We start from the raw sequence: 23,307 nt of genomic DNA, 5'->3' as shown, positions 1-23,307 counted from the left end.
CGGAATAAAGTGCCCCGTCCGGTTTCCGGGCAACTTCCCTGCCCATAAGCAGCTTTTCTTTAACGGCTTGTGAGGTAAGACCGGACCGGGAACATTGGAAAGGCTTGAGAGGGTTCAATGGTCAGCTATTTTGCAGAAGACCGCTGGGTGAGAAAAGATCTTCTGATCCCCGCAAGCCTGATGTCCATTGCGGCCTATCTCGGCATGCTGATCTATTTTTTCGGGCCCACTGGATTGGCCCTGTCCTCCCATGGCGTGCCGATAAACGATTTCCTGTGTTTCTGGCTGGCAGGTCAGGAAGTGGTTCAGGGAACGCCTGCGCAGGTCTATGACAACGCGGCGTTCAAGGCCTTGCAGGTTCCGCATATCGGGGAAGATTTCTTCTATCCGTTCTTCTATCCGCCGACCTTTCTGCTGATGGTAACACCGCTTGGGGCCTTGGGGGCGATCTCCGCCTATGTGGTTTCGCAAAGCCTTTGCCTTCTTGCGGCTGGGGCCGTTTGCGCACGTCTCCTGCGCAGCTGGCATGGGCTGTTGCTGCTGGCTGCGATGCCCGCCACCTTCAATGCGGTGCTGTTCGGGCAAAATGCGCTGCTATGTGCAGCGTTTCTCGGCGCCGGTCTAGTGGCCTTGGGGGAGCGCCGGTATGTGCTGGCCGGTGTCTTTATCGGGCTCTTGACCATCAAGCCGCAAATGGGCTTTCTCATTCCCTTTGCGCTCCTGGCCGCCGGAAACTACAGAACCATTGTCTCGGCATCGCTCACGACGATCGCCCTTGCCGCGTTGAGCTACGGCGTTCTGGGGGCGGACGCGTGGGCAGGCTTCTTCAAGCAGATTGCCTTTACAGGGGAAGCGACCGACCAGGGCATGGCAGGGTTCGGCAAGATGGCATCTGTTTATGCCTCCATGCGCATGCTGGGCGTTGGAAGTTCCTTTGCCTATGGCGTTCAGGCCGTTTCCGCCCTTGCCGCCCTGTGGCTGGTTTGGCGGGTCTGGAGAAGTCAGATCTCCTTTAACCTCAAGGCGGTGGTGCTGATCTCCGCCGGTTATTTTGCCACGCCCTATGTGCTGCCCTATGACCTTGCCGCGCTCGGAATCGCCGTTGCCTTCCTTGCGCGGGAGACCGGCGGCAAACAGGCTTTCCCCTATATGTGGCTTCTTGTGGCCGTTGCGATGCTGGTTCCTGAAGCCTCAAGGTCCATCGGGGCCGTCAGCGGTTTGGCGATTGGCCTGATTGCGCCCGCCATCATGCTGTTTGTATCTGTCAGTCTCATCCGGCGCGCCGAACCCGGCAAAGCGTTGCATGAGGGGGCCGCCCGCGAAGGATGAGCGGAATGTTCTGGGAAAAGGGGATCCGTTCGGGGGCCTGGCTGACATGGGACCGGATCGGGTTTGCATGCCTGTGCTCCGGGATCGGCCTCAGTCTGGCGCTGGCCTGGCTGTTGATCCTGCCCAATGCCCATGACGCGCCCAATGGCACCTTCTTGATGGATTATCTCAGCTTCTGGCTTGCAGGCCGCCAGGTGCTTGCAGGTGATCCCGGGCTTGTCTATATGCCCGCTCAATTTGCAGGCCTGCAAAAAGAGCTTTCGGGAACCGACACCGTGTTCGGTTTCTTCTACCCGCCAACCTTTCAGCTGCTTCAGAGTGTTTTTGCGGTCTTGCCCTACAAAGCCGCCTTTGCTGTGTTTGTGCTGTCGACAACAGCCCTGCTTGGCCTAGCCTGCCGGCTTGTCACCGGGCAATGGTTGCTCGCCGCGTGCCTGATTGTCATTCCCGCTTGTGGAAACAACGCCTTTCACGGACAAAATGCGGCCTTGACGGCTGCCCTTTACGGATTTTTTCTGGTCGGGGTTGAGCGCCAGCGGATGTTTCTTGCAGGCATTGCCCTTGGGCTTTTGACCATTAAGCCTCAGCTGGGCATTTTGGCCCCCATTGCGTTGATTGCCAGCTGGAACTGGCGCGCCTTCCTGAGCGCGTCTGTCACAAGTCTGATTGCTGCAGGGCTGAGCCTTGCCATTCTTGGTGTGGGCGTCTGGCAGCTCTTCTGGATACAGGCGCCGGTGGCGTCGGCCATGATGGAGCTTGGTGGGGTTGAATGGGGCAAGATGATCTCGCTCTATGGCAGTCTCCGGCAATTTGGTCTTGGACACACACCGGCGCTTGTTGTGCAGGGCCTTTGCGGGGCCGGAGCGCTGGTCTGTGTCTGGACCGCCTGGCGGCGCAGCCAGGATATGGCCATAAGGGCATCCGTTCTGGTCGGGGGCACATTGCTGGTCACACCCTTTGCCATGACCTACGACCTGACGCTTCTGGTGATCCCTTGTGCCTTCCTGATCCGCGACGGGCTGCGCGCCGGGTTCCTGCCCTATGAAAAGGTGCTGCTGGCGGGTGTCATCAGCCTGTCCGCGTCAACGGCCCCCTTTGCCATCCTGCTCGGCCTGCCGCTTGCCCCGGTTCTTCCGGCGGTCATCCTGTGGCTTGGTTTGCGCAGGCTCCATATGCGCCATTCAGGAACCCGGCTGGATGGAAAACCGGACACGGTGACGGTGTCGGTCTGAGAAATCCGTCAGAGAGACTGTCACCTGAGGCGGAGCAGGTCTACTTGACCGGATCGGCAGGCCTTTGCTGGTTCCGCACCTGCTCGCGGTGCGCGATATAAAGGCCGCTGCCGACAATCAGGCAAATGCCGATCCAGGTCGGCCCATCTGGAAAATCTGAAAACACCAGATATCCAAACAGGGTCGCCCCGACAATTTCGATATATTGAAGCGGCGCCAGCAGGCTGGCACTGCCCCGTTGGAAAGCGGCCACGACAAGCCCGTGGGCGGCAAAGGAAATCAGTCCGATCAGCATCAAGAGCAGCGTCTGCGGACCGGTGGGCAGTACAAATGCATATCCGTCCACCGAGGCCCAGGACCCGATCAGCAGGGCACAGCCCAAAAGCAGGGCGCCCGACAGGCCCGCGCCAAACTGAATGGTCAACAGATCGTCCTCGGCCGGGTAGAGCTTGTTGATCAGGAGATAGAAGGCAAAGACAACGGCGGTGAACACCGGCAGCAGGCTGACCGCGCCGATCTCCGCCAGATTTGGCCTCAGGATGATCATGGCGCCGGCCAGACCGACCAGAATGGCACCGATGCGGCGCAGACCAACCTGTTCTTTCAGGATCAGGGCCGCCAGAACCGTGAGTACCATGGGTTCGACAAAGAAGATCGAGATGGCTGTGGCCACGGACATGTATTTGACAGCGGTGAAAAAACTGAGGGAGGCCGTTGCGAGCAAAACGCCACGCAGCAGATTGACCCCGGGCTGCCGGGCCCGCAGCCAAAATGTCCGGCGCACAGCGAGCGCAAGGCCGAGGCAGATCAGAAACTGGAAAAAGAAACGGCCGAAGGTCACTTCCAGCGCAGGAAGCGCTGCGGACAGATATTTGGCGATGATGTCCATCATCGGGACGATCAGCATGGCCGCTGTCATCAGAAAAATGGCGCCTAGGGAATTGGCGGCGGGCTGCGCCTTTCCAGGGACGGCGCTCATTCCGCCAGTTCCAGAAGGCTCATGTCGATTTCCGACAGGGGCTGGAGGGACTGCAACGCCGCCCGGGCCTCTTCGCTGTCCCGGTCCATCTGTGCAACCAGGGCATCGGCCGTCTGAAACCGCTCTTCGCCGCGCAGATAGGAGACGAGGTGCACCCGCAGCGTCTGGCCATAAAGGTCACCGGAAAAATCAAACAGGAAGACTTCGAAAACGACCGTGCCGTTGTCGAAAGTGGGGCGGCGCCCATAGCTGGCAACCCCGTCTTTCCAGCCGCTTGCGGTCTTCACCTTGACGGCATAGATGCCTTGGCGCAGGGGGCAGTCGTCACTCAGATGCAGATTGGCGGTCGGGTAGCCCAGATCCCGGCCGCGCTTGTCGCCATGTTGCACAGAGGCTTCAAAAAACCAGCGGTAGCCCAATAGCCCGTTGGCCTGGGCAATATCCCCCTCGGCAAGGCTGTCGCGGATGCGGCTGGACGAAATGACTTCGGCGCCTTCATCTTCTTCCCGCTGAACGATGGTCACCCCGAAACCGTGTGCCGCGCCTGCCATGCGCAGATAGTCTGGCGTGCCCTGCCGGGCCCGGCCGAAATGAAAGTCATATCCGGTGACCGCATGGGAGATCCCAAGCCGGTTGATTAGGATGTCTTCCACGAAAACGCTGGCCTCAAGCCCGGCAAATTCCCGGGTGAAGGGCAGAATGAGGGCGCCGTCCAGTCCGCACCGGCGCAGCATGTCGACCTTTTGCTGCGGCGGCGTCAGCCGGAAGACCGGTTTGGACGGGGTGAAGACCGTGCGCGGGTGAGGCTCGAAACTCATGGCAAAGACCGGATGCTGGGTGCCGTGGCCCAGGCCCAACGCCGCATCCAGAACGGCCCGATGCCCACGGTGGACGCCGTCGAAATTGCCGATGGCCACCACGCCGCCTTTCAGGATGTCGGGAAATTCGTCCAGGTTCCGGGCAGAGTGGAAACGGGCGGATTGAGACGGGCTCATTCAGCAAACCTTCACGCAATTTGTCGGCCGGATGGCGTCTTTGCTCGCGGCAGATACAGCAAGCCGCGCCGGTCCGGCCCGCTTGCCCACTTGGGCGAGGAACCTGCCGTCTGTGCACGGAAACGTCAAGATCGATAAATGCCGCGGGCCAAAGGCAGCGGGAGAAAAGCCGGTGGGCTCAGGCAGGGTCAGGTCCGCGATGTCTCGCCGCCGCGGGAGGGTACTTTCACCAGAGCCTCTCCTTCTAGAACGGCGGTGCCATCCACACTGCACAGACAGGACAGCCGTGCCCGGTTGCCGCGCTCCATCAGTTCTTCAACGGTCACGGTCACTTTCACATCGTCGCCGATCCTGACCGGTGCCTTGAAGTTCAGGGTCTGGGACAGATAGATCGCACCAGGGCCGGGAAGCCGCGTGCCGAGCACGGCCGAGATCAGGCTGGCCGTATAAAGCCCGTGCGCAATCCTGGTCTTGAACGGGGTACGTGCTGCAAAATGTTCCGACAGATGGATCGGATTGCGGTCGCCGGAGACTTCTGCAAAGCCGACCACATCTGAAGAACTGACATGTTTGATCAGTTCCTCGCTCATCCCTGTCTCAAGGTCTTCAAAGCACAGTGTCCGCAGTTCCAGCATGAAAATAATCCCGTCCGGCGGAAGATTCAGTCCCTGGCCTTGGCACAAGAGGCCCGTTCCGCCCGGAGCCGCTGGTGAAATGCGCCTGAATAGCCGCCCAAAGGTCTAGGCTCCCCAAGGTTTTCAGGCAATTGTGCTTTGGGTGGAGAAAAAATGCTTGGGTCATTAACGGTCTTTTCAGTCCCGATGAGTACATTATGCCTGTATGGGGAGGTGAGGACACTGAGAAGTGTTGCTCTCCTTCGGAGTCAAATCGCGTTTCCACCGGCCCACGGCCAGGGGCCGCGCCTATTGACAGTATGGAGTAGACAATGGCCCTTGATCTTCAGATGCCGGTCCTCGTGGTCGATGACTACAAAACGATGATTCGCATCATCCGGAACCTATTGAAGCAACTTGGTTTCGAAGACATCGACGATGCCGCGGACGGCACCGAAGCATTGGAAAAAATGAAGCAGCGCCGCTATGGCCTGGTGATTTCTGACTGGAATATGGAACCGATGACCGGTTATGAGCTGCTGAAGCAGGTTCGTGCGGACGGTAGCCTCAGCAAGACACCGTTCATCATGGTTACCGCTGAATCCAAGACGGAAAACGTGATCGCCGCCAAAAAGGCCGGCGTGAACAACTACATCGTGAAGCCGTTCAATGCGCAGACATTGAAAGGCAAAATCGAAGCCGTTTTCTCCGAATAAGACGTTGCATCCGGCCGAGCCTTGGGATCAAGGCTCCAGGCCCGCGCAGCATAGATATGAGCCTGGACTGCCGGCCGGACGGGTGTGCGGCAGCGGACAGACTTGTGTCCGGCAGACCTTGCCGGTTCGGAACAATGGACGCGGTGCTTTGGGGAAAAGCTGCGTCCTGGAGGGGCACACCGAAGGCAAACGCTTCGACCTTGTTTGCCTTTGGAAACAGTTTGGGGAGACCAACCTATGTCTAAAATGGAACAGGAAAACGTTGCCCGCGTTATTGAATTCCTGGAACAAAACAAAAAGCGCGAAGGTGAAGTCTCACTCACTGACGTCATGCATCTTGCGGAAGTCATGTCCGGTTCGATGCAGGAGTTTCTGGCAAGCGTGCAGCCGACGGTCACTGACGAGCTGCGCATGATCGCCAGGGAAATCACGCGTATGAAAGTGGAAATTTCCCAGTTGCGCGCGAACGACATGACCGGGAGCAAGATCCCGGATGCCGGCCGTGAACTTGACGCAATTGTCGAGGCAACGGAAAAGGCCACCAACACGATCATGGAAGCGGCTGAAGAAATCATGGGCGCCGATACCGGCGACACCGAAGCCTATCAGGAGCTGGTCAGCAACAAGATGATCAGCATCTTTGAGGCTTGCACCTTCCAGGACATTACCGGCCAGCGGATTTCAAAGGTCGTCTCAACCCTCAATTATATCGATGAGCGGGTGACCTCCTTCATCGAGCGGCTGCGCATTCCCGAAGATGTGGATGCGGAGCTTGAAGAGAGCGACGAGGAGCGGCGCAAGCGGGAACTGATCCTGCACGGTCCGCAGCACACCGGCGAGGGGGTCTCTCAGGACGACATTGATTCGCTGCTGACCGACGCCCAGGCCGATATCGACAAGCTGTTCGACTGAGCGGCGCACAGATCAGGCAATAACAGATTTTGAAAAGGCTGCCGAAGGGCGGCCTTTTTTGCATTGGGACCGGATGGTGTTACCAGCTCAGGCGGGGCAGGGCGGCGCGGGCGCGCAGGCCTTCCTCGGTCAGGCGGCTGCGGATGAGATGTTCTTCCGGGGCCGCGCTCGGGCCAAAGTCAGATGCGTGAATCCCGGCAGTGATAAACAGAACATCGATATCCTGGGAAACAGCTCCACGGATATCGGTCGGCAGGCCGTCGCCAATGGCCAGAACCTCTTCCTTGGCAACCGGTGCGCCTGCGAGTTTCCCAAGCCGGTCAAGCGCCGCCTGATAGATTGGGGCATGGGGTTTGCCGAGAATGGCCACCTCACCGCCCAGATCCTCATAGAGGCGGGCCAGAGCCCCGGCGCACCAGACCAGCCGGTCGCCCCGCTCCACAACAATGTCCGGATTGGCGCAGATCATCAGAAGATTGCGGTCGGCCAGCTTTTGCAGCCGGTCCCGGTAATCATCGGGCGTCTCGGTCTCGTCATCCGCAAGCCCGGTGCAGCTGATCGCCTCAGCCTTGTCATCATCGGAGGTGAAGGTGGCTTCCAGATCCCAGTAAAGCGGCTGATCCCGGTCCGGACCGAGATGCAGGAGGGTCTTCTTGCCCTGAGCTTCCAGCACGGCCCGGGTCACGTCGCCGGAGGTAACGATGTCATCATAGGCGGTTCTGGCAACTCCCAGCTGATCGAGCATCTCGGCCACCTGTTTGGCCGGACGAGGTGCATTGGTGATCAGCACCACCTTGCCGCCGGTCGTGGCCCTGTAGGAGCTCAAGGCCGTGTGGGCCTCTTCAAATGCGGCGACCCCATTGTGCAGGACGCCCCAGACGTCACACAGGATCCCTTTGTAGGACGGGGCAAGGGCTTTGAGCCCGTCGACAAGAAGGGGGGCAGAAACGGTCATGGCGGGCTCTCGCAGTGCGCATTGTCAGATCACACAAAAGCCCGTTGCGACGTAATCAACCGGCTTTTGCAGGGGCATCTTAAAAGAATCGGGACAAACCCGGCGCGGACCATATAGGAACTGAAGGACAGACGGAACCGGGCAGACTGGACGGCGCGCGCAAAAGACCCGGCGCCTGCGCTGTGACCGGTGTTTCTGGCTCCGGTTGGGCCCTCTGGTCAGCGCGCGGGTTTATTTGGGGCCGCGGCAGGGGCAAAGGGACAGGCGCCACCGGATGGGGCATACTCCGGACAGGCGGGCACTAAGGGATGTTTCATGCAGGTCAGGCAGCTTGGCGAACAGATTATCAATCAGATCGCGGCGGGAGAGGTCATTGAGCGCCCCGCCAGCGTGATCAAGGAACTGGTTGAAAATGCGATCGATGCCGGGGCCGGGGCCATCGAGATTGTCACCGCCGCCGGGGGCAAGACCCTGATGCGGGTCTCAGATGACGGAGCCGGCATGCGCCAGGCTGATCTGAAACTCGCGGTCCGGCGCCATTGCACGTCCAAGATTTCCGACGACGATCTGTTCGATATCCGCACGCTCGGCTTCCGGGGCGAAGCCCTGCCCTCCATCGGCTCCGTGGCGCGGCTGACCATACAGACCCGGCATGGAGAAGAAGACCACGCCTGGGCGATTGCCGTTGAAGGGGGCAAAGAACAGCCTTTGGCACCCGCCGCGCGCGCCAAAGGCACCCAGGTGGAGGTGCGCGATCTCTTTTTTGCCACCCCGGCCCGGCTCAAATTCCTGAAATCCGACCGGGCAGAGGCTGCTGCGATTACGGAAATTGTCAAACGAATCGCTTTAGCCTATCCGCAGGTGGGGTTTTCCCTGTCCGGCGCCGACCGCCAGCCCTTGAACTGGCCGCCTGCGCGCGGAAGTGAGCCGCATCTTGCCCGGATTGCGCAGATCCTTGGTCAGGATTTTGTCGACAACGCCATGGAGATCGATGCGCTGCGCGAAGGGGTGCGCCTGAGCGGGTTTGCGGGTCTGCCGACCCATCATCGCGGCAATGCCCAGCATCAGTTCTTCTTCGTCAACGGACGGCCGGTGAAAGACAAGCTGCTTCTGTCGGGCCTGCGCGGTGCCTATGCGGATGTGCTGGCGCGGGACCGGCATCCGGTGGTCGTGCTCTATCTTGAACTTGATCCGTCCCAGGTGGATGTGAATGTGCATCCGGCCAAGGCGGATGTGCGGTTCCGCGATCCGCAGCTGGTGCGCGGGCTTCTGGTTGGGGCAATCAAGCATGCCCTTGTTCAGGCGGGGCACCGGTCCTCCACCTCCAATGCGGCAGTGGCGCTGGACGCCCTCAGGGCCCAGCCCTCCGGCCCGGCGGCCTCCGGTGGCAGCTCATATCCGGACTACGCCGCTTCCCCAAGAGCAGGCGCAGGCGCGGGGCATAGGGCCAGCATCTATGGCGGGCAGACCTCTGCCCCCCGATGGTCGGAGGACGTGTTCCGGCCCGTTGCGGCAACCGGTCCGGCAGGCAGTGGAGCAGGCCGTGCGGCTTTGGCAGAGGGCGCGGTCCCGGTGGCTGGGGTTGGCGGCGGGTTTGCCGAACCGCGCGCTGCATCCTCTTTTCAGGACAATCTGGCCGATCTCTCCGTGCCTTCAGCCGACGTCCGGGCCCATGAGGCCCCGCTGGAGGTTGAGAAAACCAGCCTGCCGCTTGGTGCGGCTCGGGCCCAGGTGCATGAGACCTATATCATTGCCCAGACCGGTGACGGGGTGGTGATTGTCGATCAGCATGCCGCCCATGAGCGTCTTGTCTATGAGCGTTTGAAAGACGCGCTGGCCAAAAAAGACGTCGCCCGGCAGATGCTCTTGATCCCGGAGGTCGTCGACATGCCGGAGGAAGACGTGCAGCGCCTGTGTGAGAGGGCGGGGGATCTGGCCAAGGCCGGTCTTGTGCTGGAAGCGTTCGGGCCGGGCGCAATTGCTGTCAGAGAAACCCCGGCGCTTCTGGGAGAAATGGATATTGAAGGCATGGTGCGCACTCTCGCCGATGAGCTGGCCGAATGGGACACGGCGGAGGGTTTGAAGGAAAAGCTCGACCATGTTGCGGCCACCATGGCCTGCCATGGGTCCGTGAGAGCCGGCCGGCGCATGCGCCCGGAAGAAATGGACGCGCTGTTGCGCGATATGGAGGCCACCCCGAAATCGGGCCAGTGCAATCACGGCCGGCCCACCTGGGTGGAACTGAAGCTGAGCGATATCGAAAAGCTGTTCGGGCGCAAATAGGCCCGGCTAAAGGCAAATGGACAAGCGGGAGGAGCAGGGCTTGAGAAACGGTCTGGTCAAGATCCTCGTTGCCCTGGCCGCTGCCTATGGTGCTGCGGCGGGATATATGTACTTCAACCAGCGAAGCTTCGTGTTCGTGCCGGCGGGTGAATTGGAAACACCGGCAGACAAGGGTCTGGACACGGTCTTCGTCGAGACGGCCGTCATGGCCGATGGCACGCAAATTCCGGTCTGGCGGGCGGAACCGTCCACTGACGGCGCTCCGACGGTGCTCTATTTCCATGGCAATTCCAGATCGCTGTCGGCCCGCTCGAAACGATTCCAGAAAATCCTGGAAGGCGGCTACGGCCTCTATGCGCCAACCTACCGGGGCTATCCGGGCAGCAGCGGCAGCCCGTCTGAACAAGCCCTTCTGGCAGATGCTCTGGAACATTTCGACCGGCTGTCAGATGTGGGTGGGCCGGTGATCCTTCACGGGGAAAGCCTTGGCACCGGGGTGGCGGCTGCTGTCGCCGCAGACCGGCCTGGGGCGGGCCTTGTGGTGCTGGAAGCGCCCTATACAGCTCTCGTCGACATTGCAGCTGAGCAATATCCGTGGCTGCCGGTCGAGCTTTTGATGAAAGATCCCATGAAGACCCGGGACCGCATTGGCGCCCTTAAGGCGCCGCTCCTGATCGTTCACGGAACCGAGGACCGGATCATTCCGCCCGCGCATGGGCACCGTCTCTATGAGCTTGCCCCGGAGCCCAAGGATCTGCTGATCCTTGAGGGGGGCGGCCATAGCGACCTGTGGGACAACGGGCTGTTTGAGGCGGTCAAAGCCAGCTGGGCAAAGGCCCATGCCAGCTAGGGATGGGCCAGCTAGGACGGGACAAGCCAGGGACGGGACAAGTCAGGACGGGGCCTGCCCCCTAGAACGAGCGCTGGAGACGGAAGGTTCCGTAAACTTCGTAAGTGTCCTCCAGCCCTGAAGATCTGTCGAAGTTCAGATCCCGGTATTGCAGTTCGGGGCCCATCTCGAAGCCGTCGACCGGTTCCCACATGGCGTTGCCGGTCACGCTCCACTGGGTGAAGTCGAAGGCATCGGTGCCCGCATCCACAGAGTGATAGCCACCTTCCAGATTGACGTCGACCGTATCGGTCAGGCCCAGATTGACGCCGCCGAAAATGTTCCAGGTTTTGGTGGTGTCCGTGCTGTTGCCATCCCAGGTGGCATCGGTGATCCGGCTGTTCCAGCCGGTCGACCCGTAGCCGCTGGCGCCATCGGTATAGACACCCTGAAGCGCAATTTTGCCGCCCTTTCCAAGGCCGCCAAACTTGACTTCCACCCCGGCGCCAAGCGCCCAGCCGAGCGTATCCTCGGATCCGCCGGTCGTTTGGTTATAGACCGCATCAGGGTAGACCTGATGCAGCGCGCCCATGATCTGGGCCTTGCCCCAGCCCTGGGAAACGCCAAGGGCGCCGACCACATTCGGCATGCGTGTACCGCCGTAATCCAACGTGCTGCCGTTCAGGCCGATACTGGTTTCCCGGTCGGAGCGGTCTTCCAGGGCAAGCGTTGCGTTGAAGCCGCTGCCAAACGCATAAGTGTAGGCGATCTGATTGGTTTTCTGATCAGAATAGGATTCGATCTGCGCGTCCATCGAATAGCCGGTGAAGAAATCGAAATTCGATTCCGCCTTCCCGGCCAGCAGACCGCCCCACTGAATGTAGCCCTTCTCCAGCGAGAAGCCGCCGCTGTCATTGGTTTGCTGCATGTACATTTCGATATAGGTGCGCAAGGTGCCCAGCTCGGTGGCCGTGCGGGCATCCAGATAGAGATAGCCGCGCGTGCGCCACTGATAGCCATCCGTGTCCCGGTCACCCCAGGCATTTTCAGATTCTCCGAAATTGCGGACGCGGAATTCTGTGCGCAGGCGGCCACGAACCCGAAGGCAGGTTTCCGTACCGGGGATGTAGTAAAACCGGCTTCCATACGCATCACAGATCCGGACATAATCAACCGGTTCCGGCGCCACCGGCAGATCGGCGGCCAGCGCCGGAGATGCTGCGGCGGCAAGAGCCGCAAAGGATCCAAGAAGGGCAAAGCGTGTCATAACGTCACTCCGAAGACGAGGCGAAAATTGATCTTAATCTTACTATGGGTTCGCTTCGTGACGATTTGCTAACAGCATTGGACACTAAAAACGTCGCAACGGAAGTTGGAGGCGGAGCTGTTGCTCTTTTGCAACGCAAACTGGAGCTATCGTTTTGAAAGAAAGAAGCTTTTAAGCAATTTTACGGAGGCTGTCTCGCTGATGCCGGAATACACGTCCGGCACGTGGTGGCATGTGTCTTGAGAGTAAAAGCGGGTGCCGTGCTCCACACCGCCGCCCTTTTCGTCTCCCGCCCCATAATAGAGCCGCCGTATGCGCGCAAAGGAGATGGCCGCTGCGCACATGGGGCAGGGCTCCAGAGTGACATAAAGGTCGCAGCCGGTCAGGCGCTGCGAGCCCAAAAGGCTGCAAGCGCTGCGGATTACCAGAATTTCCGCATGGGCGGTCGGGTCATTCAGCTCCAGCGTGCGGTTGCCGTCCCGGGCGAGAATTTGTCCGTCTTTCACCAGAACGGCGCCAACTGGCACTTCCCCCCGGGCCGCCGCCGCTTCGGCTTCTTCAAGGGCAAGGCGCATGAAGGAGGGCTGCTTCCCCTTTGGGTTCGTTTGGGTCATGGGCTAAAGACTATCAGGTGTTTTTCAAGCTTGCTTTAAAACTGCCGGGACTCTTTGAGATCTCCGGTGCTGCCGCTGTTTCGCATGGGCCATGCGTCAGGAAAAGGGCTCCCTTGCAGATTTGACGGCAGGAACCGATTTCCGAAACGCGCAAGCTCTGCTATGACGCCCCCATGACGACAAGAAAACCTTCTCAAAAACGCCCAGGGCCGCCAATAGGCAAGGGGCGGGCGGCAGACGTGCCGCCGAAAAAGCACACCAAGTTCCCCGGCCGCAAGCCGTCGGGGTCAAAACCGGCTGCGGCCGGCGTCCAGATGGTCTCCGGGGACGGTGAACGGATCGCCAAGGTCATGGCCCGGGCCGGGCTGTGTTCGCGCCGGGAAGCCGAAACCTGGATCGAGGCCGGACGGGTGGAACTGAATGGCAAAAAACTGACCACACCTGCGGTGACCGTGACCATGTCCGACCGGGTGGTGGTAGACGGCGAGCCGCTGCCGATGCGCGAACGCACGCGGCTGTGGCTCTATCACAAGCCCAAGGGGCTGGTGACCACCAACAAGGATCCCGAAGGACGGCCGACCGTGTTCGACCGTCTGCCGGCGGATCTTCCCCGGGTTCTGACCGTCGGGCGGCTGGACATCAATACGGAAGGCCTGCTGCTTCTGACCAATGATGGCGGGCTTGCCCGGGTGCTGGAGCTTCCGGCGACCGGCTGGCTGCGCCGCTACCGGGTGCGCGCCTTCGGCAAGGTGACCCAGGCGGATCTGGATGCGCTCAAGGACGGCATTGCCATTGAGGGTATCCTCTACGGCGCCATCGAGGCGACGCTCGACAAGGAGCAGGGCGGCAATGTGTGGCTGACCGTGGGGCTGCGCGAGGGCAAGAACCGGGAAGTCAAACGGGTTCTGGAACATCTGGGTCTGGCCGTGAACCGGCTAATCCGCCTGTCCTATGGTCCCTTTCAGCTGATGGACCTTCCGGAAGGCGATGTGCGGGAAATCCGCGGGCGGGTTCTGCGGGACCAGCTGGGCGACGGACTGATTGAGCAGGCCGGAGCCGATTTCGACGCCCCGATCCTGCATCAGCCCCAGCAGGAGGCGGCCAAGAAACAAGGTGACAAACGGCGTGGTCCCGGCGGCGCCCACAAATCCGGCACTGGCGACGGCGCTCAGGGCAAATGGTTGAGCGCCCGGGAAGGCCGGTCGCAAACCGATCGGCGCAAGGCGGCTAAAGGCAGCGGCGATGGGCCGAAAAAACAGGCAAAGCGCAGCAATGCCGGGCCCCGGCAGGAAAAGGTTTCGCCGCGCTCGCGTTTCCGCATGACATCCGAGCCCAAACCGCGCCGTGATTTTCCCGAGGAGCGCAGCGCGCCCGCCCGCCGGATCTGGAGCGACGAGGGGCTGGTCGAAGACAAACAGCAGGAATCGCGCACCAGCCGTGACAAACAGGACAGGGGCGGCCCGCCGCGCGGCGGCAGGGGTGGACCGCGCGGTGGAGACCGCTCTTGAGGATTGTTGCCGGACGCTTCAAGGGCACAGCCCTGGCCACGCCAAAATCCCAGACAACCCGGCCCACCAGTGACCGGCTGCGGGAGACGATTTTCAATATTCTTGCTCACGGGCTGGACGTGGAGATCGACGGCGTGCGGGTTCTGGACTTGTTTGCCGGAACCGGCGCGCTTGGTTTTGAAGCGCTCAGCCGGGGCGCGCGCCACTGCACCTTCATTGAAGAAGGCGCGGAAGCGCGCGGGGTGATCCGCCGCAACATGGAAACCCTGGGGCTTAACGGGGCAGCCAAGATCTTCCGCCGGGATGCGACCCGTCTTGGCGAGACCGGCACCATCGAGCCTTTCGGCCTGGTGTTTGCCGATCCGCCCTATGACAAGGCTCTGGGCGAACGGGCTCTGGCTTCTGCGCGCGACGGCGGCTGGCTGATGCCGGGCGCGGTCTGCGTTCTGGAAGAACGCGCCTCTGCCCAGATCGAGCCGCCCGCAGGCTTTGACGAACTCGACCGGCGCCGGGCCGGGGACAGCCAGGTGGTGTTTTTGAAGGCTTCCTAAGGTCCGGATCCCTGGCCTTTGAGGTTGGGCATGAAGCAATGTCTCTGACAGGACGGTCCGGTCAGGCGCCGCCAGGCATCATGATGTAGACGGTCTTGACGGCTGGAAGGCTTTCCCGGCTGACGATCACTTTTGCCGTTGGCGCCCGCACAATTTCATATCCGGCTTCGCCCGCCCGCGCCGTAAAGGCTTCCAGCGCTCCGGCAAAATGGAAATGCATAGGGATCACCATGGCCGGGCCAATATTCTGCAGCACATCCATCAGGCTGTCGAGGCGCAGGGTTGAGGAATTGTCGATTGCGGCAAAAACCACATCAATCTGCCCCAGCCGGGTCAGATCTTCCTGGGTTAGCCGATGATGCAGATGGCCCAGATGGGCAATGCACAGATCCGCGACCTCGAAGATGAAGATCGAATTGCCAAGGCGCCGGGTCTCGCCGTCCCAGCCGCGGATATTGGTCTGAATGTTGCGGATACGGACATCTTCCACTGTGAGGTCGTGATCCATCGGGCCGCCCTTCGGGTTCCAGCCGTAAAGGAGATGTTCGATGCTTGGATCCGGCGACAGGGAATAGTGGGTCGAGTGGGCGCCGTTCATGGTGGCAACGGTTGGCGGCAGAAAGGGGCGGTAGACATCGTTATAATCGGTGGCAATCCGCACACCCGCAGGCGTTTCCAGCTCGAAGGTGGAATGGCCGATATAGCGGATCTGCACCTGACCGGTTTGCAGCTCCGCCTGCCAGACCCGCAGCTCGCCGGTTTCAAGCGGCGCAAGCGGGGCCTGGGCGACGACCTGGCAAATGGCCGAGGCCGGCTGGGCCATAAACAGGACAGCCAGCGCCAGCAGCCCTGCACAGACAAATCTTCGCACCTTGCCAGCTGCCTCAAACGGGCTGCGCGGCATGATGGTCCGAATCCGGACCAAGCAACGATCAAAACCTCCAAACGCCATCCTGCCGGTCCCCGAACCTGCTTCGCCATTGAGCGCGCCGCGTTTCGTCACAGTCTATCTGTTTTTCCGTTTGCGTTGAAATCTTTGATCTCAGGCAGAAAGCGGGACTTCCGATGAAGCGCGGTTTGCTTCAAAGGGAAAAGGTAGCGGTCGGATTGCATCAGGCAAGGTAGACCGCAGTTTTCCGGGAAAATTGGAATGTGTCTGCCTGGGAGAAAGGGCCGGGGCAGCTATGCGGCGGTGCAAAAGAAAAAGGCAACCGGCCTGCTGTCTTGGGTGCGCAGGCGGTTGCCATAGGTGGGAGCAGGTGGGAGGAAGTACCCGCCCCTGAAGGGATTTTCAGACCACGTGAAGACTGACGGGAGGCTTTCCCCCTCGCGAGCGCAGGCCCGTGTCGGCATTTTTTGACGTTTGAGCGGTTGCCTGCACATAGATGAGCTCTCCGGCATGGCCGGCTTCCATCATCAGAGCGGAGCGGCTGCACTGGGCCGCAAGGGACAGGCCGAGATCCCGGAAATGGGCCCGCCGGTAGCAATAGACCGCAAGCGATGCGCGTTGCTCATCCGGCAAGGTGGCAGCCACATCCTTGACGGCTGTCAAAGTGGCGCCCAGAAGCCTCTTGAGCATGTTTTCCGGAACCGGGCAGGTATCCAGATCTGTAGATCCCGAATTTTGCATTGTCTAGCCCCTAGTAATTTAAGATCAGGGTCTCTTGTTCTGTTGAATTATTTATTAATTTATGCTCGTATTTTAATAAATAAACCTTATATTGTGAAAAATACTCATGTGGCAATCAAGTAACTTTGATTGACTCTTTTATCAATTTTGTCAGCTGGTCTTTTGTGGAGCTGCGCAGAGCTTCCGCCTGTTCCAGAATGCGGTCGGCCTTCATGAAATCGAGAACGCGGATATTGTCATGAGGGGGGCGGACCAGGATATCTGGTTGTTCTATCCGGAGTTTTTGGTTTGTGATCGTTTGCATCAGGATCTGGGCGGAGCCGAACATGCTGTCCAGCATGTTGATTTCGTCCTTGTCCGGGCGCGGTACGGGGGCGCCGACCACATCGACAGCGATCACAATGTCACATGCTGCACGCATGCCTTCAAAAGGCAGTGGATTAACAACGCCGCCATCGATCAGATACCTTCCATTGTGCTTGACCGGATGGAAAAGAGCGGGAATCGCAACGGATGCAGCCACTGCAGGCAACAGCGGGCCGGTTTCGAAATCCACTTCCTCACATCCGTAAAAATCGGTCGACAGCAGCCGGAGCGGGATCTTCAGGTCCTCGAAGGTCTCAGGCAGATGCTCTGCGACAAAAACTTCCAGCACTCGCTGCGGGTCAAACTGCACGGGGCCGGAACGGAACATGTCCGCAAAGCGCCGGGGGCGTAATTGCCAGACTTTCGCCAGAACCGTGTTGCGGTCAGAAAACGTGTCCAGCACGATCTGGCGGATGTCCTGACCACTCAGACCGCTTGCATAGGCGGCCCCCAGAATGGCCCCGATTGAGGAGCCGGCAATCTGGACCGGGGTCAGGCCCAGATCGTCCAGGGCCTCCAGAACGGGAATATGAGCAAGACCGCGGGCGCCGCCGCTGCCAAGGGCAAGGCCGATCCTGGGCGCTTTTGAGGCAGGCGCCAAAGACGCGTGAGAGGACGGCGAAGCTGCGGACGGGGAAGGGGAGGCAGAAGCCATGGGGCGGGGTCCCGGTTGGAAGATCAAGCCTCTTTCACATGGGAACCGGTCCCGCGCTTTCCAAGGGCAGGGGGCCAGGGTCCGCCGCTTCGAAATCAGATTACGTAGTAAAGATCGCCGGACGTTGCGGTCATCCAGGTGGTCATCTGCTTCAGCGTCATCGGTTCGGCGACCAGGAAGCCCTGGATGGAGAAGTCGCCCATCATGCGCAGGCGGGCATATTGGGCTTCCGTTTCCACACCCTCGCAGACAACGGAAATATCGAGCGAGCGGGCCAGGTGGACCAGCTGGTTGACCACGGCTTCCTTGCGGGAGTCCTCGATCATCTGGGTGGTGAAGGACCGGTCGATCTTCAGCCCGGTAATCGGCAGGCCGGCCACATGGGTCAAAGACGCATAGCCGGTGCCGAAATCATCAAGCTCGATGTGAATGCCCATGTCAACGAGTTCACGCAGAGCCGCAAGGTGGCCCGACCGGTTGTCGTTCAGGAAGACTGATTCCAGCACTTCTGCCGTAATCCGCTCCGGGTCGACGCGGTGTTTTGCCATCGCCGCCTTGAAATGGTCGACCAGCATGCCTGATGCAAGGTGGGACTGGGAGACATTGATGGAGATCCGGCCGAAGTCCAGCCCCCGGTCGAGCCAATGCCTTGCGGCGGCAAGGGCGTTGTCGATAACGAGTCTCCCAAAGGCAGGGGCCAGATTTGACTTTTCCAACACATGCAGAAACTGCCCCGGAGCCATGGTGCCCTGGGTCGGATGGTTCCAGCGGACCAGGGCTTCGACCCCTGTGATCGCCTGGGACCGCAGGTTCACCTGGGGCTGGAAAACCATGAAAAACTGGTTTTTCTTGACCGCATCCTGCAGCTCCAGCTCGATCCGGGCCTCAGCCTCGCTTTCGGTCTTCATGCTGGGGGTGAAGAAAGTGAATCGGTCCTTGCCGTTTTCCTTGGACTGGTACAGCGCCAGATCCGCATTGCTGAGAAGATCGTCGAACGTGGTGCCGTCTTGCGGGCACAGGGCAACCCCCATGCTGACTGTCGGCCAGAACCGGTTGCCGTTGAATTCCATGGGCGCGCGCATCAGGCGCCGGGCCCGTTCGAACAGTTCATTCGGATCGGACTGGTCGTTTTCCGCAATGATGACGAATTCGTCCCCGCCCCAGCGGTATGGTGTGCCGAGGCCCCTTGAGACTTCACGCAAGCGGCGGCCGGTCTCTTCCAGGCAGTAGTCTCCGGCCACATGGCCGAGCGTATCGTTGACCCGTTTGAAATTGTCCATGTCCACATGGACAAGGAATGCGGGTTTGCCGTCCCGGTCAAACAGGCTCTTGGCGTCCCGCTGGCAGCCCGCACGGTTGGACAGTTTCGTCAGCGGATCAAAATAGGCAAGGCGTTCGGCCCTGACCCGCGCTTCCCGGGTCTCTGTTTCCCGCTGGACCCGTTCGCTCACGTCGTTGGCGATCAGGACGACCAGCTCCTGGTCCCGCTCCTTCAGCAGCTGGACCCGCAGATCGACAGGATATTCGCTGCCATCCTTGCGTTTGTGGAGGCATTCGGCCGAAAGCCCTTCCAGCTCGCCGTTTTGCAAGGGCCGGACCTGACGCAGGATCGTATCTTTGGTGTAGATCGGGTTGATGTCCCAAAGATGCAGGGCTTTCAGGGCATCGATGCCATAGCCCAGATTGTCGAGCGCGCATTTGTTGGCGTGTTCGAACCGGAAGGTTTTGGCGTCGAGAATGTAGATTTCGTTGAGCGAAGATTCCAGGATCTTGGCCAAAAGATTGGTCTGGCGTTCAGCCTCCGTGCGCTCGGTTATGTCGTGAATGGTCCCCAGGACCTTTTTGGGGGTGCCATCTGCTGCCGCAACGATCCGGCCGCGCACATGCATGGTCCGGAACGATCCGTTCTCCTGAATCAGGGAATGTTCGAAATCAAAACCGCCGCAGGTGTTGATCGCGCGCTCAACGAGCAAGCGGGTGGCCTGGCGTTCATTTTCCGGGATCTGCATGAACACCCGTTCAAGGATCTGTTTTGAGGGAACGTCCCGCGATATGCGCATGATCCGGAAGAACTCTTCAGTGCCACTGACTTCGTCGGTTTCCAGATCCCGTTCCCAGCTGCCCACCGCCGCGATCCTCTGGGCCTCCAGAAGCCGGGCATTGTTGGCTTCCAGGCGTTTTGTATAGCTGCGTACCTCGGCTTCCAGCCGGGACCGTTTTGTTTGAACGGACATTTGCAGGCGGACCAGCAGGCGCTGGATGACGGCCCAGGCAATGAGGGACAGACCGGAGCCGGCGAGGATCGACACAAGAATGCCGCGAATGAAAGACCAGACATTGCCGGTCACGTCCTTGACCAGAAGCAGCTTGAAGTCCGTGTCGGCCACACTGGCACCGACCGGCAAGTCCCGCGCCATAAAAATTCTGTCGTTCTGCAGGTAGAACGGCTGCAAGTCTCTCAGATCCTGGGTGCCGATGGAAAATGCGTCCAGACCTGTCCCCGCTGGCGCCAGACTGCCGAGGACCTTGAAAGGCTCAGTGGCTGCGTCTTCCGTTGCCTTGGAAGACACGTCACAGATCTTGATGATCTGAGCGTCAACCGCCGCGCTTGCAAGCGACAGGGAATGCTCGATATCCACGGTCAGTTTGAGATAGCCGAGGAGCTCGCCGTCAGACACCACCTGCCGGTAGACACCAACGGCGAACCGGTTGTCCGGGGCAATCTCGATCCCGTCCGTCAACCGGTAGAGCCCTGAGGCGGGGGCTGCTGCGCCCGCGTCTGCGACCGGATAGAGCAGATCCTCATTGGGGCCGAACACGGCAAGGCCCGTAAGATCAGGGATCGAGGAACGGGAAGCCACCAGCGCGTCGGCAATGTGTTTGAGCCTGGCCGTGTCCTGGTGCCGTAGCGCGTTTTCAAATGCGGGGGTCCCTGTGGCTTCCTGAACGATGCTGTCCAGCATTCTGGCGCCGAAGGCCCGCTGTTTTTCCAGAAGCCGTTCAGCGCTCCGCGCAATCGCATCTTGCGGGGCCTGCAGGTTCCGGTATTCGGACACGATGTTTTGAACGGTCAGGACACAGACAACGAGCGCCAGAAAAGACAGGAACACGAGCCTGAGCGGTTTTTCGAAATTCTGATCATCGGGGCACAGCTTCCGGACAATCCGGTCAAGCAGACCTTCTTCGCCGCGTCCACCGGGCTCTTGCCCACGCAGATGCGTCCGTGTCCCCGGATTTTGACTTCCAAGACCTTGCACTGTCACCCCCGGCAGCCGCAGCTGCGATCTGGACGGCAGGGATGGAAATGGACACCTTCATCACATGGCTGCGCGAGTGTTTATTTTCAAAACCATAACTGCCAATTTTCTCAATAAACCTGAATAGTTAAATTGTTTTGAATGCAGTTGTTAAATTGCATTAAGAGACCGGTAGGGCATTTCCGGAAAGACAGTGTTTTCGAGCCAGTAGAGCGCAAGAAATCCTGCCGGACAGCCCGATTGCAAGCTACTGCTTTGCTTATTGAGAAAAGAACTGCAACAAGGCGTTACACGTTTCTTTTGGGGCTTCTTCCGGCAGAAAGTGTCCGGCGGGCACCGCCTGACCGGTCACATGCGGGCACCAGGCCCGCCACATCTCAAGGGGATTGGCCACACTGGTTGCGATGCCCTTGTCGCCCCACAGCGCCAGCATGGGCGGCTTGAGGGTCCGTCCCGCCTGCCGGTCTGCGTCATCATGCTCGTAGTCGCACGTGGCACCGGCGCGGTAGTCTTCGCAGCAGGCGGAAATCCGGTCCGGATCGCAGAACCAGCTGCGGGTGTGGGCGAGAGCGGTTTGGTCAAAACAGTCGAGTGTCTTTGCGGCGGTCCAGCTGGCCAGGGTGTGTTCCAGATAGCGGACCGGCGCGGCGCCGATCATTTTTTCCGGAAAGGGAAACGGCTGGGCCAGAAAGGTCCAGTGATAGACCTTAAGCCCGAAGGCGCGGTCCAGCTGATCCCAATAGTCCGCTGTCGGCAGAATATCGAGCACGGCCAGTTTGAGCAGGGCTTCCGGATGGTCGAGCGCGAGCCTGTAGCCGACACGGCCACCCCGGTCATGACCTGCAAGATAGAAATGCTCGAACCCCAGAACACGCATCAATTCACGCATGGCGGCTGCCATACTGCGCTTGGAATAGGCCTCGTGGCTGGCGGAGACAGGCGGGACGTCGGAGCTGCCGTATCCGGGCAGGTCAGGTAAGACCAGCGTGAAATGCCGGGCTAACTCCGGGGCCATCCTGTGCCAGATCACATGGGACTGGGGATAGCCATGCAACAGCAGCAAAGGCGGTCCGGAGCCGCCTATCCTGCAGAACAGGCCAATCCCGTTGGCCTGGACCCGTCTGGTGTCGAAGTCCGGAAAAAGATCCGGAAGATCTGTCCTCAACCCGTTCCCCTGACCAATTTGCCTGGATCTACTAGCTGTAGAGCAAGAAGCCGGGGCGGCGCAACTGGCGATTTACCGGAAAGGCACGGCAGTGGCTCAGCTGTTTTTCTGTTGCTCCCGGACAAGTTCCCGCCAGCCGATGTCGCTTCGGCAAAAGCCCTCTGGCCAGTCGATTTGCTCCACGGCTGCATAGGCCCGTTCCTTGGCTTCAGCGACCGTGGTGCCCAGAGCGGTCACGTTAAGGACCCGGCCACCATTGGCCAGAAGCGCGGCCCCGTCCTGCTTTGTTCCGGCGTGAAACACAGTCACGGTGCCGGAATCGAGCCCGTTCAGGCCCCTGATTTCCGTGCCCTTGTTATAGGCGCCCGGATAGCCCCTGGCGGCCATGACAACCGTCAGGGCGGTGTCTTGACGCCAGTCGGCCCGGGCCTGATCCAGGGTGCCGTCCACACTGGCCAGCACCAGATCCAGAAAATCGCTTTTCAGGCGCATCATCATCACCTGGCACTCGGGATCGCCGAACCGGGTGTTGTATTCAATCAGCTTCGGGCCGTTTGCCGTCAGCATCAGCCCCGCATATAGCACGCCCTTGAACGGCGTACCGCGTGCAGCCAGCGTTGCAATCGTTGGGGTGATGATTTCGGACATCACCCGGTCCACGAGGGCATCGGTCAGAACCGGGGCGGGAGAATAGGCGCCCATGCCGCCTGTATTGGGGCCTTGATCGCCGTCAAAGGCCCGTTTGTGATCCTGGGCGGTGACCAGCGGCAGGGCGTTTATGCCGTCCGAAAGCACGAAGAAGCTGGCTTCCTCGCCCTCCAGAAACTCTTCAATCACCACTTCAGCCCCTGCATCTCCGAACGAGCCTTCAAAGCAGGCGGTGACAGCGGCTTCTGCGTCCGGCAGGGTCATGGCGACGACAACGCCCTTCCCGGCGGCCAGACCGTCCGCCTTGACCACAATCGGGGCGCCTTTTTCGCGCAGATAGGCCAGTGCGTCGTCCCGGTCCGCGAAGCGCCCATATCCGGCTGTCGGAATGCCGGCCTCGTCGCAGACGCCCTTGGTAAAGGCCTTGGACCCTTCCAGCTGGGCGGCCGCCTTGCCGGGGCCGAACGCCTTCAGGCCGGCCGCTTCTAGATCATCCACCAGACCGGCCACCAGGGGGGGCTCCGGGCCAACAACCACCAGATCAATGGCCTCACGCTGGCAAAAGCCGATGACAGCGTCATGGTTGGTGACGTCGAGATCCACCAGCTCCGCCAGGCTGGCGATGCCGGCATTGCCGGGCGCAACGAACAGTTTGCTCAGTTTTGGGGATTTCACCAAGGCCCAGGCCAGGGCGTGTTCACGCCCGCCGGATCCAAGAAGCAGCAGTCTCATGTCTCGCCGGTCTTTCGCAGAATATCCGTGTCGCTGACGCCGGATTGGATGGGTCAGCGTTGCAGAGCGG

General features: G+C 60.4%; 20 protein-coding genes. 8 read left to right on the top strand and 12 right to left on the bottom strand.

The window, feature by feature from the left end:
- The first annotated feature begins 117 nt into the window (after window positions 1–117).
- Window positions 118–1,329, top strand: coding sequence for a glycosyltransferase family 87 protein (locus ACXAH0_RS15675; protein WP_475192631.1), 1,212 nt, complete (start codon window positions 118–120; stop codon window positions 1,327–1,329).
- A 5-nt stretch (window positions 1,330–1,334) separates the two neighbouring features.
- Window positions 1,335–2,561 (top strand): glycosyltransferase family 87 protein, encoded by a 1,227-nt coding sequence (locus tag ACXAH0_RS15670; protein WP_475179162.1) that lies wholly within the window; start codon window positions 1,335–1,337, stop codon window positions 2,559–2,561.
- Between the two features lie 40 nt (window positions 2,562–2,601).
- Here the strand turns inward: ACXAH0_RS15670 and ACXAH0_RS15665 are convergent, their stop codons facing one another.
- The 3 genes from ACXAH0_RS15665 to ACXAH0_RS15655 form a co-directional block, all read right to left on the bottom strand.
- The gene (locus ACXAH0_RS15665; RefSeq protein ID WP_475179160.1) at window positions 2,602–3,540 is read right to left on the bottom strand and encodes a DMT family transporter; all 939 of its coding nucleotides are present in this window, start codon (window positions 3,538–3,540) and stop codon (window positions 2,602–2,604) included.
- Window positions 3,537–4,535: a bifunctional riboflavin kinase/FAD synthetase gene (locus tag ACXAH0_RS15660; RefSeq protein WP_475179158.1), complete on the bottom strand. Its 999-nt coding sequence runs from the start codon at window positions 4,533–4,535 to the stop codon at window positions 3,537–3,539. The genes ACXAH0_RS15665 and ACXAH0_RS15660 overlap by 4 nt, the downstream gene beginning before the upstream one ends.
- Before the next feature lie 188 nt (window positions 4,536–4,723).
- Window positions 4,724–5,170, bottom strand: a complete 447-nt coding sequence (locus tag ACXAH0_RS15655) for a MaoC family dehydratase (protein ID WP_475179155.1) — start codon at window positions 5,168–5,170, stop codon at window positions 4,724–4,726.
- Between the two features lie 311 nt (window positions 5,171–5,481).
- On the opposite strand from ACXAH0_RS15655, the gene ACXAH0_RS15650 reads away from it, so the two are divergent.
- Together ACXAH0_RS15650 and ACXAH0_RS15645 are read left to right on the top strand one after the other, a co-directional pair.
- Window positions 5,482–5,865: a response regulator gene (locus ACXAH0_RS15650; RefSeq protein WP_342891051.1), complete on the top strand. Its 384-nt coding sequence runs from the start codon at window positions 5,482–5,484 to the stop codon at window positions 5,863–5,865.
- 237 nt (window positions 5,866–6,102) lie between these two features.
- Window positions 6,103–6,777, top strand: a complete 675-nt coding sequence (locus tag ACXAH0_RS15645; RefSeq protein ID WP_475179150.1) for a protein phosphatase CheZ — start codon at window positions 6,103–6,105, stop codon at window positions 6,775–6,777.
- 79 nt (window positions 6,778–6,856) lie between these two features.
- Here the strand turns inward: ACXAH0_RS15645 and ACXAH0_RS15640 are convergent, their stop codons facing one another.
- A complete protein-coding gene (locus tag ACXAH0_RS15640) occupies window positions 6,857–7,732 on the bottom strand; it encodes a TIGR01459 family HAD-type hydrolase (protein WP_475179147.1) in 876 nt (291 codons plus the stop codon).
- A gap of 315 nt (window positions 7,733–8,047) precedes the next feature.
- Between ACXAH0_RS15640 and mutL the strand changes: the two genes are divergently transcribed.
- Window positions 8,048–10,015 (top strand): DNA mismatch repair endonuclease MutL, encoded by a 1,968-nt coding sequence (mutL, locus tag ACXAH0_RS15635; RefSeq protein ID WP_475179143.1) that lies wholly within the window; start codon window positions 8,048–8,050, stop codon window positions 10,013–10,015.
- A 40-nt stretch (window positions 10,016–10,055) separates the two neighbouring features.
- Window positions 10,056–10,865, top strand: coding sequence for an alpha/beta hydrolase (locus ACXAH0_RS15630; protein WP_475179139.1), 810 nt, complete (start codon window positions 10,056–10,058; stop codon window positions 10,863–10,865).
- A gap of 61 nt (window positions 10,866–10,926) precedes the next feature.
- Here ACXAH0_RS15630 and ACXAH0_RS15625 read toward each other — a convergent pair whose 3' ends face one another.
- Complete coding sequence (locus ACXAH0_RS15625) at window positions 10,927–12,111, bottom strand: porin (RefSeq protein ID WP_475179135.1); 1,185 nt, start codon at window positions 12,109–12,111, stop codon at window positions 10,927–10,929.
- A 146-nt stretch (window positions 12,112–12,257) separates the two neighbouring features.
- On the bottom strand, window positions 12,258–12,686 hold the full coding sequence (locus tag ACXAH0_RS15620; protein ID WP_475192627.1) for a nucleoside deaminase: 429 nt from the start codon (window positions 12,684–12,686) through the stop codon (window positions 12,258–12,260).
- Window positions 12,687–12,964: 278 nt separating this feature from the next.
- Between ACXAH0_RS15620 and ACXAH0_RS15615 the strand changes: the two genes are divergently transcribed.
- Window positions 12,965–14,233, top strand: a complete 1,269-nt coding sequence (locus ACXAH0_RS15615; RefSeq protein ID WP_475179128.1) for a pseudouridine synthase — start codon at window positions 12,965–12,967, stop codon at window positions 14,231–14,233.
- Window positions 14,230–14,784: a 16S rRNA (guanine(966)-N(2))-methyltransferase RsmD gene (rsmD, locus tag ACXAH0_RS15610; RefSeq protein ID WP_475179125.1), complete on the top strand. Its 555-nt coding sequence runs from the start codon at window positions 14,230–14,232 to the stop codon at window positions 14,782–14,784. Before ACXAH0_RS15615 ends, rsmD begins: the two co-directional genes overlap by 4 nt.
- Window positions 14,785–14,845: 61 nt before the next feature.
- Here rsmD and ACXAH0_RS15605 read toward each other — a convergent pair whose 3' ends face one another.
- The 6 genes from ACXAH0_RS15605 to purD form a co-directional block, all read right to left on the bottom strand.
- Window positions 14,846–15,688, bottom strand: a complete 843-nt coding sequence (locus ACXAH0_RS15605) for an MBL fold metallo-hydrolase (protein ID WP_475179123.1) — start codon at window positions 15,686–15,688, stop codon at window positions 14,846–14,848.
- A gap of 387 nt (window positions 15,689–16,075) precedes the next feature.
- Entirely contained in the window at window positions 16,076–16,414 is a 339-nt protein-coding gene (locus ACXAH0_RS15600; RefSeq protein ID WP_475179120.1) for a hypothetical protein, read from the bottom strand.
- Window positions 16,415–16,529: 115 nt separating this feature from the next.
- Window positions 16,530–17,435: a patatin-like phospholipase family protein gene (locus ACXAH0_RS15595; protein WP_475192624.1), complete on the bottom strand. Its 906-nt coding sequence runs from the start codon at window positions 17,433–17,435 to the stop codon at window positions 16,530–16,532.
- Window positions 17,436–17,530: 95 nt separating this feature from the next.
- Complete coding sequence (locus ACXAH0_RS15590; protein WP_475192621.1) at window positions 17,531–20,698, bottom strand: putative bifunctional diguanylate cyclase/phosphodiesterase; 3,168 nt, start codon at window positions 20,696–20,698, stop codon at window positions 17,531–17,533.
- Between the two features lie 253 nt (window positions 20,699–20,951).
- Window positions 20,952–21,857 (bottom strand): alpha/beta fold hydrolase, encoded by a 906-nt coding sequence (locus ACXAH0_RS15585; RefSeq protein WP_475179109.1) that lies wholly within the window; start codon window positions 21,855–21,857, stop codon window positions 20,952–20,954.
- 96 nt (window positions 21,858–21,953) lie between these two features.
- A complete protein-coding gene (gene purD / locus ACXAH0_RS15580) occupies window positions 21,954–23,237 on the bottom strand; it encodes a phosphoribosylamine--glycine ligase (RefSeq protein ID WP_475192619.1) in 1,284 nt (427 codons plus the stop codon).
- Between the last annotated feature and the right edge of the window lie 70 nt (window positions 23,238–23,307).

The sequence above is a fragment of the Roseibium sp. AWQ4_290 genome, assembly GCF_056160985.1.
The sequence above is the reverse complement of the archived record's forward strand: the minus strand, read 5'-3'. Positions and strand labels throughout refer to the sequence as shown.

What these genes read in the sequence shown, in the direction of transcription:
- ACXAH0_RS15620 (WP_475192627.1), bottom strand. Translation starts at nt 12,686, where the DNA reads ATGCGCCTTGCCCTTGAAGAAGCCGAAGCGGCGGCGGCCCGGGGGGAA.
- ACXAH0_RS15675 (WP_475192631.1), top strand. Translation starts at nt 118, where the DNA reads ATGGTCAGCTATTTTGCAGAAGACCGCTGGGTGAGAAAAGATCTTCTG.
- ACXAH0_RS15595 (WP_475192624.1), bottom strand. Translation starts at nt 17,435, where the DNA reads ATGGCTTCTGCCTCCCCTTCCCCGTCCGCAGCTTCGCCGTCCTCTCAC.
- mutL (WP_475179143.1), top strand. Translation starts at nt 8,048, where the DNA reads ATGCAGGTCAGGCAGCTTGGCGAACAGATTATCAATCAGATCGCGGCG.
- ACXAH0_RS15640 (WP_475179147.1), bottom strand. Translation starts at nt 7,732, where the DNA reads ATGACCGTTTCTGCCCCCCTTCTTGTCGACGGGCTCAAAGCCCTTGCC.
- ACXAH0_RS15660 (WP_475179158.1), bottom strand. Translation starts at nt 4,535, where the DNA reads ATGAGCCCGTCTCAATCCGCCCGTTTCCACTCTGCCCGGAACCTGGAC.
- ACXAH0_RS15665 (WP_475179160.1), bottom strand. Translation starts at nt 3,540, where the DNA reads ATGAGCGCCGTCCCTGGAAAGGCGCAGCCCGCCGCCAATTCCCTAGGC.
- ACXAH0_RS15645 (WP_475179150.1), top strand. Translation starts at nt 6,103, where the DNA reads ATGTCTAAAATGGAACAGGAAAACGTTGCCCGCGTTATTGAATTCCTG.
- ACXAH0_RS15605 (WP_475179123.1), bottom strand. Translation starts at nt 15,688, where the DNA reads ATGCCGCGCAGCCCGTTTGAGGCAGCTGGCAAGGTGCGAAGATTTGTC.
- ACXAH0_RS15600 (WP_475179120.1), bottom strand. Translation starts at nt 16,414, where the DNA reads ATGCAAAATTCGGGATCTACAGATCTGGATACCTGCCCGGTTCCGGAA.
- ACXAH0_RS15670 (WP_475179162.1), top strand. Translation starts at nt 1,335, where the DNA reads ATGTTCTGGGAAAAGGGGATCCGTTCGGGGGCCTGGCTGACATGGGAC.
- ACXAH0_RS15655 (WP_475179155.1), bottom strand. Translation starts at nt 5,170, where the DNA reads ATGCTGGAACTGCGGACACTGTGCTTTGAAGACCTTGAGACAGGGATG.
- purD (WP_475192619.1), bottom strand. Translation starts at nt 23,237, where the DNA reads ATGAGACTGCTGCTTCTTGGATCCGGCGGGCGTGAACACGCCCTGGCC.
- ACXAH0_RS15650 (WP_342891051.1), top strand. Translation starts at nt 5,482, where the DNA reads ATGGCCCTTGATCTTCAGATGCCGGTCCTCGTGGTCGATGACTACAAA.
- ACXAH0_RS15625 (WP_475179135.1), bottom strand. Translation starts at nt 12,111, where the DNA reads ATGACACGCTTTGCCCTTCTTGGATCCTTTGCGGCTCTTGCCGCCGCA.